Raw genomic sequence first — 16,545 nt, forward strand, 5'->3', positions numbered from 1 at the left:
CTTACTCAACCATTAAGCAGCATCTTTACTCTCAGCTGCTAGCTGACGTAACACATAGTGTAATACCCCGCCATGACGTACGTATTCGCGCTCTTTTGGCGTTTGCAAGCCAACGTTGACTTCGAAGTTTTCCTCTGAGCCGTCAGCACGAGTGGCAGTGACTTTGGCGGTTTTGCTCTCACCATTATCAAGACCACTAATACTAATCACTTCTGAACCATCAAGATTATAGGTGTCTGCGTTCTCGCCATCTTTGAAGGTCAATGGCAACACGCCCATGCCCACTAGGTTCGAGCGGTGAATACGCTCGAATGAGGTAGTCAATACCGCTTTTACACCAAGCAGAATCGTACCCTTTGCTGCCCAGTCACGGCTAGAACCCGAACCATACTCTGCTCCGCCTAATACCACTAGCGGACGGTTGTCTTCTTTATACTTCATTGCTGCGTCATAGATGGCCATTTCTTCGCCATCTTCTAATTTAGCTTTGTCATCTTTGAAGTAGTAAGTATAGCCACCTTCTTTCCCTTTCATCATTTGGTTCTTGATACGAATGTTGGCAAAGGTACCACGAGTCATGACGGCATCATTACCACGGCGTGAGCCATAGCTATTGAAATCAGCTTCCATAACACCACGCTCTTGCAAATATTTACCGGCTGGCGAGTCGGCATCTATATTACCCGCTGGCGAGATATGGTCAGTAGTGATTGAATCACCGAATAAGCCTAGGATACGAGCACCTTCGATATCGGGGATACCTTCTGGTTCCATGGTCATACCATCAAAGAACGGTGGGTTCTTGATGTAAGTAGACCCTTCATCCCATGGATACAGCTGGCTATCAGACGAGCTAATAGCATTCCATGCTTTACTACCATCGAACACTTCACCGTAGTTTTTGCGGAACATGTCAGCGTCAATGTTATTAGCAATCAACTCGTTAATCTCTTCAGAAGTTGGCCAGATGTCTTTTAGGAATACATCATTGCCGTCCTGATCTTGACCCAGTGGCTGCGTCGTCAAGTCGATATCGACCGTACCTGCCAATGCATAAGCAACAACCAATGGTGGTGAAGCCAAGTAGCTTGCTTTAACGTGCGAGTGGATACGACCTTCAAAGTTACGGTTACCCGATAACACCGCCGCAGCAACTAGATCATTTTCTTCAATACCATCTTCAATGGCGTCAAGTAGTGGCCCTGAGTTACCGATACAAGTGGTACAGCCATAACCAACTAGATAGAAACCTGTTTTTTCTAGCTCATCCATCAGCTTAGTTTTTTCAAGATAGTCAGTAACAACCTTTGAGCCTGGTGCTAGTGAAGTTTTAACCCAAGGCTTGGCAGTCAGCCCTTTTGCCGCTGCTTTTTTAGCAACCAGTCCGGCACCAATCATTACTGCTGGGTTTGAGGTGTTAGTACATGAGGTAATCGCCGCAATAACGACTGAACCATCGCGTAATTGATGTTTTTTATCATTGATATTAACTTCAGAGAAAACGTTTGGCTTGGCATAAAGTCTGTCGGCTTGCTCTTGTTCGCCGCCTTCTTGATCAAAGCGTACTTTGCCTTCGACTTCTGATTTGCGATCTTTAGTCATTTTTTCTAAGGTTTCGCCAAACTTTTCGTGCATATCAGATAGATTGATCCGCTGCTGTGGCAGATTAGGACCGGCAAGTGCTGGCTGTACCGTAGACAGGTCTAAATGCAGGTTACTTGAGTAAGTCGCTGCTGGCGTATCAGCATCATGCCACATGCCTTGTGCCTTAGCATACTTTTCAACCAACTCAATCTGATCTTCTTCACGGCCTGATAAGCGCAAGTAATCAATCGCCATTTGGTCGATCGGAAAGATACCGCAGGTTGCACCATATTCTGGTGACATATTAGCAATCGTAGCACGATCCGCTAGCGGCATGCTGTGTAAGCCTTCACCATAGAATTCGACAAACTTACCTACCACACCATGTGCACGTAGCATCTCAACCACACGCAATACTAAATCGGTAGCTGTGACACCTTCTTTTAATTTACCGGTCATCTCAAAGCCGACCACTTGTGGAATCAGCATTGATGAGGGCTGACCTAGCATCGCTGCTTCCGCTTCGATACCGCCGACACCCCAACCAAGGACGCCGATACCATTAATCATGGTGGTATGACTATCCGTACCGAAAACCGTGTCAGGATAAGCGGTGAGCTCGCCATCAACGTCTGCTGCCATCACCACCCGCGCTAAATACTCAAGGTTAACTTGATGCACAATACCGGTCGCTGGCGGTACTACCACAAAGTTTTCAAAAGCATTTCTGCCCCAATGTAGGAACTCATAACGCTCATTGTTACGTTTAAATTCGATCTTTTCGTTTAGATCAAGTGCGTCTTCACGGCCATAAGCATCGACCTGCACCGAGTGGTCAACGACCAACTCACTTGGAATAAATGGGTTAATTTGTTCGGCTTTACCGCCAAGCGCAACCACCGCATCTCGCATCGCAGCCAAATCAACAACCGATGGCACCCCAGTGAAATCCTGTAGCACTACACGGGCGGGCATGAAGGCAATCTCTTTTGAAGCTTCGGCGCCGGCATCCCAATTGGCAACCGCTTCGATATGGTTTTTACCAACCGACTGACCGTCATCTTCGTTACGTAATAGGTTTTCTAATACGACTTTCATACAGTACGGTAGCGTATTAATATTGTCATATTTTTCAGCAAGTTTGGGCAGGCTATAGTAAGCATGCTCCTTGCCGTCGACACTAATGGTGTCCTTTACATTGAAAATATCACTCATGATAGCTTCCTTATCTCATTTATGGAGTGTGATGAATTTATTGTTATAACGCTGGCTTTAGGCTTGCTATATTTAGCAACTGCTTCGTTATGCTGATAATCGCTATGCTACTGGCTATACTAACTATAAGCACTATATTCATAACGCTTCACTAATAACTACTTATTAACAAAGGTTATCAATAAAGGAGTAGCGATTAACAGTAACGCACTACTACCATAACAAATAAGCTTCACTTTGTTAACGCCAACTGGTTAACAAATGGTGGCAGAATCGTAACTAGAACCTATACTTGGTGATATGACATTAGTGGGTTTAGCGTGCTCTACGCTGGCGCCCACTCCGAAAGACGTAGCTGTCCTTATAAAACTCAGCATTAACGTTTTCCGCCCAAAAGTGCGGCACACCTAAAATTGGCAGTGGTGCTAAATAGCGTGGTGTGACCTCATTTTTTGACAACAACTCATCCATATAGTCCGCAAGGGTAGCGTCCAAAAACGTCATGCGCTCAGATGTGGATAAGGCAAAAAAGTCTTGGCTCACGTTAATGACCACACTATGGGCGCATAACGGCTTGCGCGGCTGTACCAATTGCTCAATGAGTGCATGCCCAAAGATATAAACTGCAGCTTGAGCGTGTGAGTTTGGCTGCTTTGGATCGTCCCATTGAGCACGAGTCTTGACCAAACTTCCTTGCCAATCAAAATCAATCAATGCCTTGCCAATGCTGGGATTTGAGGTGACCAAAATGGCACCGTTCTCATCAAATACCGTAATAGTATCCCGAACCCGCCCCCGACTCTCGCCTATACCTTGCTGGGCAATCTCTAGCATGTGATAGTAATTAAGTAGCGCTTTGGTCTTGGGAAAGGTCAGCCAAATACTGCCGTTAAACAAGTCATGCAAATTATCACGAGTCGGAATATTACCGGTAGTGGCGATAAAGTGCTCATACGCCTCGCCCTCAGGTAGTGCATTTTGCGAGACAAACTTTAGCGTATGTGCTTGCTGTTCTTTGGTTGGCTTAGTGCTCGGCAATAGCGTTTGCTGCTCTGTGCTTTGCTGCTTTAATGCGCTGTTTAAAACCTTAGCGATAGTATCTAGTGATTCATGTGGTTCATTGTCATGAGCTGAAATATCTGCTTGCTGATTGACCTCACTCCGTTGTTTTACGGTTTTACTCAAGTCATTTAGCTGACTTAAATGACATAACCACGGTGCTTGCCAGTCTATTTTAGCAAAGCTATCGTCAAGCGCTTTATTAACATTCGACAAATTTTTATCCTGGGTGTCATTAAGTAGATCAGAGGTGTTCATAGCAAATATCTTTATTAGAAGTACAAATTGTAGACGGCTATTTCGAGACTGTTTTTTGGTTTGGCTATGGTATCATAGGACGCTTTTTTGCCGCTAGGCGATAAATTAAATCGCCTTTTGAGAGATTATCTACAACGAGTTTTTATGGCAAATTTTAATACCCACTTGAACGGCGCTTTTATGGTCAGTGGGGTAATGAGTTTAACGGTTTATAAAGCCGGTCTCATCGACGATTCTGGCTTTATCATGTGTGTGGTACTCGGCACTATCGGTGGGTTGTTGCCTGATTTGGATTCTGATAATTCGACACCGATTAAGCTTGGTTTCAATCTTGCATCCTTTGTATTCGCTTTTGCACTGGTAATGCACTGGCGTAGCGAGCTGAGTTTATTAGCATTAATGGCGCTATGGTTGGCAGGCTATGGCTTTATGCGTTACGTGGTGTTTTATATTTTTACCACTATGACCGTGCATCGCGGGGTTATCCATTCTGTGCCTTATATGGCAATTTTGGGATTGGGTTTGACTTATCTAAGCTATTTTGTATTAGAGATTTCACTTACCGCCAGCTGGTTCTACGGCTTGTTTTTATTTGGCGGGGCGATGGTGCATTTGCTGCTTGATGAGATGTACAGCGTGAATTTGATGGGTATGAGAATGAAGCGCTCATCGGGTACTGCGATGAAGTTTTATCAGCATAAAGATAAATGGTGGTATCTGCTACTGTATGTGATTCTTGCGTTACTGCTGTACTTTGCACCACCATTTGAGTCGTTTTGGCAGCAAATAACAGATCCTGCGCCTTGGACCAAGCTTAAACTTGGAGTGTTACCGACCATGATAGAAAACAGGCTATAGTCAGTTCTAAATAAAATTGACAACTAATATTGCCAGTTTTATAGTGATTCAACGATACATTAAACCCTGTCAGATAGCTAAAAGAGGAATTTAGGATAAACCATGCAACCTTCAACCCAAACTTGCCCTTGCCAAGTCAATCCTGTATCCCCTATCGAAAATCCATTATCTTATAACGATTGCTGTCAGCCTTATCATGACGGGCTTTGTCATAGCAATATTGATAAAGCGGATGCCATTAAAGCGGAAAATGCTGAAAGATTGATGCGCACTCGCTATAGTGCTTTTGTGCTGGTCAAGCCCGACTATATCGTCAAAACCACTCTACCGGCGCAGCAAGCTCTGCTTGATATGAAAGCGATTGAAAAATGGGCAACCGATACAGATTGGGCAGGACTTGAGATTATTAAACACACGCCAAAGCTTGGCAAACGCCATGCGCAGGTTGAGTTTAAGGCTTATTTTAATAGCTCTGATACAGCTGAAAAACTGCAAGCGCATCATGAGCTATCTACCTTTGTAAAAGTTAAAGATCAGGCTAATAATGATAAACGTTGGTATTTCTTAGATCCGACGGTAGCGATGAGCGTAACGCAGAAACAGCCGTGTCTTTGTGGCTCAGGGGAGAAGCTTAAAAGGTGTTGTGGACTGTACCCCTAAACACTCGCCCCAACCGCTCTTGCAATCGAAATCCCTTCTTCAATCGTTAAAAACTTACGCTGGCTGGGACTGTTTTTATAGATAATCTCACCATCTTGAAAGATTAGGCACTCATTGACCGCTATCTGTTGCCATTTTTCATTTTCAGTCAAAGGCACAGTGACTAAAATGGTCACTTTATCGGTGTCGGTGGTCACGTCTTTAAAGTTAATGGCTAAATCATTATCGGCCAACTTGGCTTCACCGAATGGCGCTTGGCGGGTCAGATAAAACAGTAAGCTGCCAGCATAAGCCAATTGCCAACGACCGTTAGATATCAGACAATTAAATAACCCATTAGCGGATAAATAACGGCACTGCGTGGTTAAAAAGTTAAATAGGGTTTGGTCATCAGGACGCGATTTAAAGCTACTTTTTAGCCGATTGACCAAGTAACAAAAGGCAATTTCAGAATCCGTATTGCCCACTGGCTGACAATGGACGGCGTTACCATTTTCCTGCAAGCGCTGGCAACGTTTTATAAACTCGCTATTCATCTGACCGTTATGGGCAAACACCCACTGCTCGCCCCAAACTTCACGTACAAACGGATGGGTGTTCGCTAAGCAATTCTGCCCCTGAGTCGCTTTACGAATATGGGCAACGACATTCATGGCTTTGATAGGATAGTTATTGACCAAATCAGCGACTGGCGATAAGTGGCTCGGTCGATTATCATGAAACAAGCGCAGACCAGTCGAATCATTGCTGTCCTTATCCCCACCAGCGCACTCACTGCGCTCAAAAAAGGCAATCCCAAAGCCATCTTCATGGCTATCGGTCATGCCGCCGCGCTGGCGAAAGCCTGCGAAGCTAAAGCCAATATCAGTTGGGGTATTACAGTTCATTCCTAAGAGTTGACACATTGATACGTTACCGCCTTGATTGCTTTTACTATTGGTCTTGATTTATTGATCATCTGGAACTGGTTTTTCTTGACTATCCGGCCCGATGCCCAGCTCAGCATCGCTCATACTCTCTAACAGGGTTTCGCCGTCAATAGCATTACTATTCAACAGCTGCTGAGCCTGAGACAGATCTTCATCTTGTACCCATAGCACGATACCAGAATTCATACCCGGAATGGCGCTTAGCGCTTGTAGAGAAACCGTAATACCATTATTGCGCAGCAAATTGGCGTGCAGCTCGCCTTGCATATTGGTATCGAAACGTGCCAATTTATGCCAGTTATCGACTTGATCGGTCATGAGACTATCCTTAAAAGGTTAAAAATTAAATACTGAAATAACGGTGGTTTAATCGCTTCAAGATGAACCATCAACTAGGGTCTATTGAACATTCAAAGTTAGGTTTTAATATAGTAAATCCTAAATAAAGCTGACATATTTAGCCACGTGCTACTGGTATTAGTTTTGCGCAGCCTCTGGCTGCAACGACACAGCACGCAAGTAAAACTAATACCAGTAGCACTAAGTTGTAACACTTTTAAAGTGACTCAGTTATACCTTTAAGCCTAATAAGATTAAACCCATTGATCCAGTGTATATTCTTTAACCTCTAATGTATTGTCAGCATTGTCATTTAAACGCTCACGTGCCTGCTCAGCTTGGGAAATACTACTAAAAACACCCTTTATTTGCTGGTCAGCGTTTAGCAGCACAAATACGGTATCTTGCGCTTTTTCCACATGCGCCCAATGATAGGCGGCGAGACGTTTCATCAGATCAGGGTTTTTGACCATGATATTATCGCCCGTACGGCCTTCAGTACGGTTGTAATGAATGACATTCAAGCGCAATAGCCAAAATATCACCGCCGCTTTGGCGAGCATCACTGGCAGAGCACGTTTTTCATCGCTATTCAGCGCCCGCTTTGACTCATAACCTTGCAAAAAGGCAGTCATTTTTTCACGGTCGAAGTGAACTCTTTCGCCTTGTTCCGCATCGCCCCAAGTGGTACAAAAGTCATTAATAGTAATGGCAATATCCATCACATAGTGCTCAACGCTGACCTCGGTGAAGTCCAATAATCCGGTTAATTTTTCTTTACCCTCAGTCAAGTCCCACAAGGTATTATCAGCGAACATATCCAAGTGACACAGTCCTTTGGGTAAGCGCTCTAATGGCAGATCATTATAAGATTGCCAAATATCGCGCATTAGTTTGGCTTCGTCGCTTGGCATAAACTGTATTTCACGGTCACGCACCTCACCCCATGGATAAAGAGGTACGCCGTAATCCTCTGCTGGCTGCAAGTCTTGCAGATTCTCATGCAACATAGCTAATGCCGCTCCAATCTCGTGACACATTGCTTGCGTGGTCTGTTTGGGGTGCGCGCCTGCTAGACAGGGTACTAAAGTGATGCCTTTATCTTCATAATGAATAACGTAGCGTTTGTCGCTATTATTGGTCGTATTAGTAGCCTCTGAATCAATAAGAGCCAGCGGGGCGGCAACGGGCAATTTGCCATCCAATTGACTCAGAATAACCGCCATTTTTGCCACATCAGCAGGCGGACGCTCTTCATATAAGGTAAAAACATAAGAGTAGTCACCCTCGGCGTCATCGGTTGTCTGAATAAACCAGTTAGAGTTTTTGATACCTTGAGTAATCGGAATAGCTCGGGCAAAAGACACCCCATAGCTTTGGCAAAAGGTAGCAAATTGATCATTAGTTAACTGGGTATAGACGGACATAACATCTCACTTATGACAAGTAAACAGAGGTAAATTTAAACGTTAATGGCAATAATGACACCACATACCAGCAGACTTTCACAAAAAACGTATTAATCTTACTAAAACCCGCCTGATATGCTAGTGATTTTGCTAAACTAGCGCTTATGAATGAATTGATTATAAGGTGAAACCCCCTATGTTAGCAAAGCGTATCATACCTTGTTTGGACGTCGATAATGGACGCGTAGTCAAAGGCGTTAATTTTATCGATATAAAAGACGCCGGCGACCCGGTAGAAGTCGCCAAACGCTACAATGAGCAAGGCGCAGATGAGATTACCTTTTTGGACATCACCGCTACCAGTGATGCACGCGAGACCACTTATCACATGGTTGAGCGTATCGCTGAGACCGTATTTGTGCCACTAACCGTTGGCGGCGGCGTGCGCAAAATTGCTGATATTCGTAACCTGCTCAATGCTGGCGCGGATAAAGTAGCGATTAACTCGGCGGCAGTATTTACCCCAGAGTTCGTTGGAGAAGCAGCGCAGAAATTTGGTAGCCAATGTATCGTCGTCGCTATCGATGCCAAACGTGTGGATGATATCGATGATGGCACTGGTGAGGTACAGCCGCGTTGGGAGATTTTCACTCATGGCGGCCGTAAGCCCACGGGCATTGATGCGGTGGCTTGGGCAGTAAAAATGGCCGACTTGGGCGCTGGCGAATTACTAGTCACTTCAATGGATGGTGATGGCACTAAAAAGGGCTATGATTTGGCACTGATGCAAGCCATTACCAGCCAAGTAAACATACCGGTTATTGCTTCGGGCGGTGTGGGTAATTTGCAGCATTTAGCCGATGGCGTCCTCAAAGGCGGCGCTGATGCGGTGCTGGCCGCCAGTATTTTCCACTTTGGTGAGCACACGGTGATGGAAGCCAAAGAATACATGGCCGCTCAAGGTATCACCATGCGTCTGTAATAGGGCGCTAAAGTAAAAACTTATCTAGAAAAAATGCTATCATAGTCAACTACTTATTTTAGCTCGTTTAGTTGTCGTAGGCTAGGTTTTTCACCCAGCTTTGCAACATTGAAGCTTTGCAAAAGCAAAATGCTGGGCTAAAGCCACAGCATTGTATCTTGACTAGATGATCGTTCATGCCAGTTGAGAGTTAGGTATTTATTCTATTTTTAATCAAATTTCAATCAAACAATAATTTTAATTATTCATTAACCAATCAAAGGATCTTCTCATGTCAAATTTACAACAGCAGCGCAATGACGTCACTCATATCGATGGTAATCTGCACCAAAATGAAGAGGTTCGTATCGGTATCGTTGTTGGGCGTTTTAACGGTTTTGTAGTGGAATCATTAGTAGATGGTGCTATTGATGCGCTACTTCGTCATGGCGTTTTGGGTAGCAATATTACCGTCGTTCGGGTACCCGGCGCTTATGAACTACCACTGGTTGCTCAGCGTGCCGCAGAGTCTGACCGTTTTGATGCTATTATTGCCTTAGGCGCGATTATCCGTGGCAGCACGCCACATTTTGACTTTGTCGCCAGCGAATCTGCCAAGGGCTTGAGCAATGTCGCCACCGATTATAATATCCCGGTTGCTAATGGCGTATTGACCACCGATAGCATCGAGCAAGCGATTGAGCGTGCAGGGACTAAAGCCGGCAATAAAGGCTCAGAAGCGGCGATGGTGGTGCTCGAGATGCTAGCGGTATTGTCGCAATTAGATATTGATGACGATAGCGATGAAGATTAATTTTAGCTATTAATCTATTAATCTTTTATTGTACGAATTAATCTTGGCGCTGAGGCTGCTGCTTACAGCGTCAATGCACAAAACTTAACTGTCAAAGCCGACAGTCGATTACTATTTAACCTCTCTTATCTTATGACACCTCATATAACATTGTTATTTAAAATTTAGGTATTGACCCTCTATGACTGACCAACTCAAGCGTGCTATTAACGCTGCGAAAACGGCACAAACCGATGCTACGACCACTGATAAAGCGAGCATGAGTGCTGATGAACAACACTTCGACATGAGTGAATCTTCTTACAAGACCAGTCACACGGCTGTGCGTAAGGCACGGCGTTTTGCTATGCAAGGCTTATATGAATGGCTGGTTACTGACCGCCGTTTCGATCTAGATGGCAAGCTGGGTTGGAAAGATAATGCACCGCACGATATTGCAGCACGCACACGGGCAACCAACGCTATGCATACGGTTCATATCGGTTATTATCACGAAATGATGCGCGATATTCCAGAGCAGATCGATGCGCTAGATGCACTCATTGCGCAGCATTTAGACCGTGGTATCGATAAGCTTGATACCGTTGAACATGCCATTTTGCTTATCGGGGCTTATGAGCTACAAAATCGTCTTGAGATTCCTTATAAAGTGGTGCTTGACGAAGCCATGAAGCTCAATAATCATTTTGGTGCCACCGACGCCCATAAACTGATCAATGCGGTACTCGATAGAATGGCTATTGAGGTACGTGCTATAGAAGTACAAGCAGATACCAAGGCTAACTTACGTACATCACAAAAAGCAGCAGCTAAGCAGGCCAATGCTACAAACGATACGCAAGATAATGCTAACAGCCAGCCTGAACCAACGCCAGATAAACCAACCGCTTCAACCAAACCGCGTATTAGCGCTAACAAAACCAACGTTAAACGCAATCGTCCTAATAAAGCCGATGCCAATAAACAGAGCACTGTTACTGATTCTGCTGCTGATACTGTGCCAACAGACAACAGTGATAAATAGTAATTATATAAACAGTACTTATATAAACAGTACTTATATAAACAGTACTTATATCAGTATGGATATGAAAGGTAAAAACTAAGACTAGCTATGAATGAGTTTGAACTGATTGAGCAAATATTCTCCCAGCTACAAAATGATCCTGCTTTTATAACGGCTAGCAAAGCGGCTGGTATAGAAAAAGCGATCGGCGATGATGCGTCAGTTATGGCGCTGCCAGCAGGCGCACGCTTGGTCAGTTGTATAGATACGCTAGTGCAAGGACGCCACTTTAGCGCCGATTGGGATCAAGTTAACGATTTAGCCTTCCAGATCGGTTATAAAGCCGTAGCGGTAAACGTCTCAGATATCGCCGCTATGGGCGCAACGCCGCACAGTATTTTATTGGCATTAGCACTTCCTGAGCGCCTAGCGACTGAGCAGTGGCTTAGCGCCTTTGCTCAAGGTTTATTTCATGCCTGCAAATTATTCGGGGTTACGCTGATCGGCGGTGATACTACTCGCAATGACACTTTGGTCTTGAGCGTTAGTGCGCAAGGCTTTCTCAGTGCAGACACGCCAGCCGTTTACCGCTCAGGCGCCCAAGTTGGCGACAAGGTTTATGTGTCAGGAACGCTCGGTGATGCCGCTTACGCTCTACAGCACCCCGATGATGAGATTGGACGAACGTTAGTCCATCGACTGCACATGCCAACTCCGCGTATCACCCTAGGCGCAACACTCGCAAAACTTGGTGCTAGCGCCATGATAGATATCTCCGACGGTCTTTATCAGGACTTGGGACATATCTGCCAACAAAGCGCCGTTGCTATGCGCCTCAATCTTGAGCATCTGCCTACCAGTCAGCCCCTATCAACTATCGATTTGTCCCAAAGATTAATCCATCAACTGACCGGTGGTGATGACTATGAGCTGGCTTTTACCCTGCCAGCCGGCATCGAGCCGCCCTTTGATAACGCTGATACTCCTGTGACCTGCATTGGTGAAGTGGTGACATTGACTGACGATAAGGACGAGGCTGATGGGTGTCCGCAACTATTTTATCAAGGGCAAGCAGTAACCCAAATGCAGCCTGCGCCTTTTAACACTTTACCCAAGCTTATGGGTTATCAACATTTTATAGGTTAGCCCATGACTGATAATGCTCCTAAAAACCATCATAAACCTGATATTAGTAAAGCTAATGACTGTCCGCCCCTGCCTGCTAATGCCAATGTATTCGATGGTATTATTTATTGGTTAGCGCTTGGTTTAGGTAGCGGCCTCCCTCGCCGTGCTCCTGGTACTTGGGGCACAGTTGGTGGCTTGATTGTGGCGATACCTTTATTAAGTTTAGGCTTTGTGCCTTTTTTAATGGTGACTATCTTGTCTTCTATTATCGGCGTGTGGATATGCGGCCGGGCGTCCGAGCTGATGCAAGTCCATGATGATCCGCATATTGTTTGGGATGAGTGGGCAGGTATTTGGATTACTTTGCTGCCGTTGTCATATATGGGCATCGCTAATGGCAATTTTTGGCAAAACATCGCCCAACCTTTTTCTATCTTTGCCTTAATCATCGCCTTTATATTGTTTCGCTTCTTCGATATCATTAAGCCGCCCCCTATTGGCTGGGCTGATAAAAAGGTCGCTGGCGGTTTAGGTATTATGCTTGACGATATTATTGCCGGCATTATGGCGGCAGTCGTTTGGGTAATTATTTACACGGCTATTTTTTATTTTGCAGACTAACCGTATCTTTTGCTCAGACTACATTTATTAAATATAGTATTTATTGCTTATAGTTACTTCAAGCTATATTTAGTTTACAAAGAGGGCACGACATACCGTTTCTGTTAGCCTGTCATTTACGCTATAATTTATTATATTTTGTTACATTTATAGAGCTCATATGAAAAAATCCCTATCTGTCATTATTCTTGCGGCCGGTAAAGGCACTCGTATGCAATCGGCTAAGCCCAAAGTATTGCAAACTTTAGCCAGCAAAACGCTGCTTGGTCATGTTCTTGAGACCTGTCATAACCTTACCGTTGATAATACGGTGGTGGTTTACGGCTTTGGCGGCGACCAAGTTCAATCAGTAATTAGCAATCATTACGCTGATATGTCTATTACTTGGGTAGAGCAAACTGAACAGCTAGGGACCGGTCATGCGGTAAAAGTTACTCTTAATGAGCTGCCAAAAGAAGGGCAAAGCTTGATTCTATATGGCGATGTGCCATTGGTCAGTGCGCAGACTTTAGCCAATCTACAAGCGGCCAATACCGACGGCATGTCAATGTTGACCTTGACCGTAGATAATCCATTTGGGCTTGGTCGTATCAAACGTGATGCTGGTGGCAATATTGAAGCTATTGTTGAACAAAAAGATGCCAGCGCTACCGAGCAACAGATCACTGAAATCAATAGTGGTATCTATTGTGTCGATAATGCCCTTTTGCATAAATATTTACCCAAACTGTCCAACGATAACGCCCAAAACGAATATTATCTGACTGATATTGTCAAAATGGCGGTGGCTGACGGTATTACTATTGCCGCTATTGAACCGGACTATGATTTTGAGATCGAAGGGGTCAATAATCGCCAACAACTGGCAAGCTTAGAGCGCTCTTGGCAAGCTAAGTTAGTCGCTGACCTGCAAGAAGCGGGTGTGCAATTTGCAGATCCTAAACGTGTCGATATTCGTGGCACTTTAAGCGCAGGCCAAGACGTATTTGTGGACGTCAATGTGGTATTTGAGGGCGATTGTGTCTTAGGCGATAATGTCTATATCGAAGCGGGCTGTGTCATTAAAAATGCGCAAATCGGCAATGCTTGTCATATCAAGTCTCATTGTGTCATTGATCAGGCACAGGTTGGCGCTGGTGTCGATGTTGGACCATTTGCTCATTTACGCCCCGATACGGTTTTGTCTGATAATACTAAGGTCGGCAACTTTGTCGAGATCAAAAAATCAGTGATTGGTCATGGCAGTAAGGTGAATCATTTAAGCTACATTGGTGATGCCACCATCGGTGCCGACGTCAATATTGGTGCTGGGACTATTACCTGTAATTACGATGGGGTTAATAAGTATCAGACTACTATCGGTGATAATGTTTTTGTTGGTTCAAACTCAAGCCTTGTAGCGCCAGTCACTCTTCATGATACCGCCACCATTGCAGCTGGTTCGGTTATCACTAAAGATGTCGATACTAATGCATTAGCGTTTGGCCGTGCACGCCAAGTACAAAAAGAGGGCTATCAGCGCCCCCAGAAAAAACAGAAGTAATGACCTTTTTATTTAGACAGTTTTTGATTAGCATTGAATAAAACACTTTAAGCAGCACAGCGATAATCATTGCAGTGCTGCTTACTATTATTTATCAACCGACCTTAATCAACACTCTCTTTTTATTATCAACAGTACACTTTATTATAAGGAATAGCTATGTGTGGAATCGTAGGCGCAGTTGCTGAGCGTAATATTGCCAATATTTTACTTGAAGGGTTAAAGCGTCTTGAATATCGAGGCTATGATTCTGCCGGCCTGACCGTCATTCGTGATGGCGAGCTCCATCGTGAGCGTCAAGTGGGCAAAGTGCAAGCTTTGGTGGATGCCGTAGAAGTTAACCCAGAGTTTTTTAATGGTCATATTGGTATCGCTCATACCCGCTGGGCGACTCATGGCGAGCCTGCTCAGCGTAACGCCCATCCGCATGTCTCTGGCAAAATTGCGGTAGTTCATAACGGTATCGTTGAGAATTACGCTGAGCTTAAAGAGGACTTGCTGGCTAAAGGCTATGAATTTACCTCGCAAACTGATACCGAGGTGGTCGCTCATTTAATCCATGACGCTTATAAACAAACCCCGGATCTGATGGAAGCCGTTCGCACCGTTACGCCTTTATTACAGGGTGCCTTTGCCCTTGGTATTGTCCATGTCGATAGTCCAGATGAGCTGATTACCGTACGCCTAGGCTCACCCCTAGTAATCGGTGTCGGTATCGGTGAGAACTTTATCGCCTCAGATCAGCTAGCGCTACTACCGGTAACCAACCGTTTTATGTACCTAGAAGAAGGTGATATCGCTAGAATTACCCGTGATAGCATTCAAGTTTACGCTGATGGGATCGAAGTTAAGCGCTCAGTTAACGAGATAGACGCCTCGCAGCATAATGCTGATAAAGGCGAGTTCAAGCATTATATGCTTAAAGAAATTTATGAGCAGCCAGATGCCGTCGCTCGTACCCTTGAGATGGCAATAGATAGCAGTAATACATCAAGTCTGCGCAAGGATTTTTTACAATGTAACGAGGCTCAGCTGGCTGGTATTCGCCATATTCAGGTACTTGCTTGTGGTACCAGTTATCACGCTGGCATGGTGGCCAAGTATTGGTTCGAAAACCTAACTCGCCTGCCCTGCTCGGTTGAGATTGCCAGCGAGTTCCGTTATCGTAACCCCGTTGTGGTTGATAACTCACTTATCATTTGTATTTCGCAGTCGGGTGAAACTGCAGATACGCTATCGGCATTACGTGATACTCAAAAGCAAAAGCCAACAGGCTTGGTGAGCTTGGCATTATGTAACGTCCCAACGTCATCACTGGTGCGTGAAACGGATATCTTTTTACCGACTCACGCCGGCCCTGAGATTGGCGTGGCTTCTACCAAAGCCTTTACCACTCAGCTTGCAGCCTTAATGCTGCTGGTACTCAAGATCGGGGTTACTCAAGATCGTATCGATGAGCAGCGCCTAACCACTTTACTAGGTGAGCTTCATAAGCTGCCGGGTCAGCTCTATGCCAGCCTACATCTTGATGCCTCTATCAAAAAGATGAGTGAGCATTTTGAAGAGAAAAGGAGTTGCCTATTCTTAGGTCGGGGACTACAGTTCCCAATCGCTCTTGAAGGGGCGCTCAAGCTCAAAGAGATCTCCTATATCCATGCTGAAGGCTACGCGGCGGGCGAGCTAAAACACGGCCCATTAGCGCTAGTCGATAAAGATATGCCTATTGTGGTTTTGGCACCAAAAGACAGCATGTTCGATAAGCTTAAAGCCAATATGCAAGAGGTGCACGCCCGTCACGGTGAGCTATTTGTGTTTGCTAGTGAAGAAAGTAAAATGGTCGCTGAGGAGCGCATGCATATAGTATACGTTCCTGAAGTCTGCGAGATATTAGCACCTATCGTCTATAGCGTGCCCGTACAACTGTTATCGTACCATGTGGCAGTCATGCGCGGCACCGATGTCGATCAGCCACGGAACCTCGCAAAATCAGTGACGGTCGAATAGGTTTTAATTTTTAGGTGACAGCTTTTACTTGTATTAATAATCACCTAAAATAACTGCTACTTTTGCAGATGATTCATTTATTATAGGGCAGTTTACTACAAGTATTATTGCAAAATAGGCTTGATTTGGTACGTATCAGATTTGCCGTAACTGTCCG

General features: G+C 44.8%; 14 protein-coding genes. 9 read left to right on the forward strand and 5 right to left on the reverse strand.

Annotation, left to right across the window (positions count from 1 at the left end):
• Positions 1-12: 12 nt before the first annotated feature.
• Entirely contained in the window at positions 13-2,799 is a 2,787-nt protein-coding gene (gene acnA / locus JMX18_RS09310) for an aconitate hydratase AcnA (protein ID WP_201587140.1), read from the reverse strand.
• Positions 2,800-3,114: 315 nt separating this feature from the next.
• Positions 3,115-4,116 carry a DUF3025 domain-containing protein gene (locus JMX18_RS09315; RefSeq protein WP_201587142.1) on the reverse strand — a complete coding sequence of 334 codons (1,002 nt, stop codon included), beginning with the start codon at positions 4,114-4,116 and terminating at the stop codon, positions 3,115-3,117.
• Between the two features lie 144 nt (positions 4,117-4,260).
• On the opposite strand from JMX18_RS09315, the gene JMX18_RS09320 reads away from it, so the two are divergent.
• Together JMX18_RS09320 and JMX18_RS09325 are read left to right on the forward strand one after the other, a co-directional pair.
• Positions 4,261-4,974 carry a metal-dependent hydrolase gene (locus tag JMX18_RS09320; RefSeq protein WP_201587145.1) on the forward strand — a complete coding sequence of 238 codons (714 nt, stop codon included), beginning with the start codon at positions 4,261-4,263 and terminating at the stop codon, positions 4,972-4,974.
• A 102-nt stretch (positions 4,975-5,076) separates the two neighbouring features.
• A complete protein-coding gene (locus tag JMX18_RS09325) occupies positions 5,077-5,634 on the forward strand; it encodes a YchJ family protein (RefSeq protein ID WP_201587147.1) in 558 nt (185 codons plus the stop codon).
• Here JMX18_RS09325 and JMX18_RS09330 read toward each other — a convergent pair.
• The 3 genes from JMX18_RS09330 to JMX18_RS09340 form a co-directional block, all read right to left on the reverse strand.
• Entirely contained in the window at positions 5,631-6,539 is a 909-nt protein-coding gene (locus tag JMX18_RS09330) for a class II glutamine amidotransferase (RefSeq protein ID WP_201587149.1), read from the reverse strand. The genes JMX18_RS09325 and JMX18_RS09330 overlap by 4 nt on opposite strands.
• Before the next feature lie 42 nt (positions 6,540-6,581).
• Complete coding sequence (locus tag JMX18_RS09335; RefSeq protein ID WP_201587151.1) at positions 6,582-6,881, reverse strand: hypothetical protein; 300 nt, start codon at positions 6,879-6,881, stop codon at positions 6,582-6,584.
• Between the two features lie 275 nt (positions 6,882-7,156).
• On the reverse strand, positions 7,157-8,329 hold the full coding sequence (locus tag JMX18_RS09340) for a homoserine kinase (RefSeq protein WP_201587152.1): 1,173 nt from the start codon (positions 8,327-8,329) through the stop codon (positions 7,157-7,159).
• A 178-nt stretch (positions 8,330-8,507) separates the two neighbouring features.
• Here JMX18_RS09340 and hisF point away from each other — a divergent pair, with 178 nt between their 5' ends.
• The 7 genes from hisF (at position 8,508) to glmS (ending at position 16,388) form a co-directional block, all read left to right on the forward strand.
• The gene (hisF, locus tag JMX18_RS09345; RefSeq protein WP_201587153.1) at positions 8,508-9,293 is read left to right on the forward strand and encodes an imidazole glycerol phosphate synthase subunit HisF; all 786 of its coding nucleotides are present in this window, start codon (positions 8,508-8,510) and stop codon (positions 9,291-9,293) included.
• 271 nt (positions 9,294-9,564) lie between these two features.
• Positions 9,565-10,086: a 6,7-dimethyl-8-ribityllumazine synthase gene (gene ribH, locus JMX18_RS09350; RefSeq protein WP_201587154.1), complete on the forward strand. Its 522-nt coding sequence runs from the start codon at positions 9,565-9,567 to the stop codon at positions 10,084-10,086.
• Between the two features lie 181 nt (positions 10,087-10,267).
• The gene (gene nusB, locus JMX18_RS09355; protein ID WP_227674621.1) at positions 10,268-11,110 is read left to right on the forward strand and encodes a transcription antitermination factor NusB; all 843 of its coding nucleotides are present in this window, start codon (positions 10,268-10,270) and stop codon (positions 11,108-11,110) included.
• Between the two features lie 90 nt (positions 11,111-11,200).
• Positions 11,201-12,238, forward strand: a complete 1,038-nt coding sequence (gene thiL, locus JMX18_RS09360) for a thiamine-phosphate kinase (RefSeq protein WP_201587155.1) — start codon at positions 11,201-11,203, stop codon at positions 12,236-12,238.
• A 3-nt stretch (positions 12,239-12,241) separates the two neighbouring features.
• Entirely contained in the window at positions 12,242-12,841 is a 600-nt protein-coding gene (locus JMX18_RS09365; RefSeq protein ID WP_201587156.1) for a phosphatidylglycerophosphatase A family protein, read from the forward strand.
• 160 nt (positions 12,842-13,001) lie between these two features.
• Positions 13,002-14,384, forward strand: a complete 1,383-nt coding sequence (gene glmU / locus JMX18_RS09370; RefSeq protein WP_201587157.1) for a bifunctional UDP-N-acetylglucosamine diphosphorylase/glucosamine-1-phosphate N-acetyltransferase GlmU — start codon at positions 13,002-13,004, stop codon at positions 14,382-14,384.
• Positions 14,385-14,543: 159 nt separating this feature from the next.
• Positions 14,544-16,388 (forward strand): glutamine--fructose-6-phosphate transaminase (isomerizing), encoded by a 1,845-nt coding sequence (gene glmS, locus JMX18_RS09375; protein ID WP_201587159.1) that lies wholly within the window; start codon positions 14,544-14,546, stop codon positions 16,386-16,388.
• The last annotated feature ends 157 nt before the right edge of the window (positions 16,389-16,545 follow it).

The organism is Psychrobacter jeotgali (genome assembly GCF_904846315.1).
Lineage (GTDB): Bacteria > Pseudomonadota > Gammaproteobacteria > Pseudomonadales > Moraxellaceae > Psychrobacter > Psychrobacter jeotgali.

What these genes read in the sequence shown, in the direction of transcription:
- acnA (WP_201587140.1), bottom strand. Translation starts at nt 2,799, where the DNA reads ATGAGTGATATTTTCAATGTAAAGGACACCATTAGTGTCGACGGCAAG.
- JMX18_RS09315 (WP_201587142.1), bottom strand. Translation starts at nt 4,116, where the DNA reads ATGAACACCTCTGATCTACTTAATGACACCCAGGATAAAAATTTGTCG.
- JMX18_RS09320 (WP_201587145.1), top strand. Translation starts at nt 4,261, where the DNA reads ATGGCAAATTTTAATACCCACTTGAACGGCGCTTTTATGGTCAGTGGG.
- JMX18_RS09325 (WP_201587147.1), top strand. Translation starts at nt 5,077, where the DNA reads ATGCAACCTTCAACCCAAACTTGCCCTTGCCAAGTCAATCCTGTATCC.
- JMX18_RS09330 (WP_201587149.1), bottom strand. Translation starts at nt 6,539, where the DNA reads ATGTGTCAACTCTTAGGAATGAACTGTAATACCCCAACTGATATTGGC.
- JMX18_RS09335 (WP_201587151.1), bottom strand. Translation starts at nt 6,881, where the DNA reads ATGACCGATCAAGTCGATAACTGGCATAAATTGGCACGTTTCGATACC.
- JMX18_RS09340 (WP_201587152.1), bottom strand. Translation starts at nt 8,329, where the DNA reads ATGTCCGTCTATACCCAGTTAACTAATGATCAATTTGCTACCTTTTGC.
- hisF (WP_201587153.1), top strand. Translation starts at nt 8,508, where the DNA reads ATGTTAGCAAAGCGTATCATACCTTGTTTGGACGTCGATAATGGACGC.
- ribH (WP_201587154.1), top strand. Translation starts at nt 9,565, where the DNA reads ATGTCAAATTTACAACAGCAGCGCAATGACGTCACTCATATCGATGGT.
- nusB (WP_227674621.1), top strand. Translation starts at nt 10,268, where the DNA reads ATGACTGACCAACTCAAGCGTGCTATTAACGCTGCGAAAACGGCACAA.
- thiL (WP_201587155.1), top strand. Translation starts at nt 11,201, where the DNA reads ATGAATGAGTTTGAACTGATTGAGCAAATATTCTCCCAGCTACAAAAT.
- JMX18_RS09365 (WP_201587156.1), top strand. Translation starts at nt 12,242, where the DNA reads ATGACTGATAATGCTCCTAAAAACCATCATAAACCTGATATTAGTAAA.
- glmU (WP_201587157.1), top strand. Translation starts at nt 13,002, where the DNA reads ATGAAAAAATCCCTATCTGTCATTATTCTTGCGGCCGGTAAAGGCACT.
- glmS (WP_201587159.1), top strand. Translation starts at nt 14,544, where the DNA reads ATGTGTGGAATCGTAGGCGCAGTTGCTGAGCGTAATATTGCCAATATT.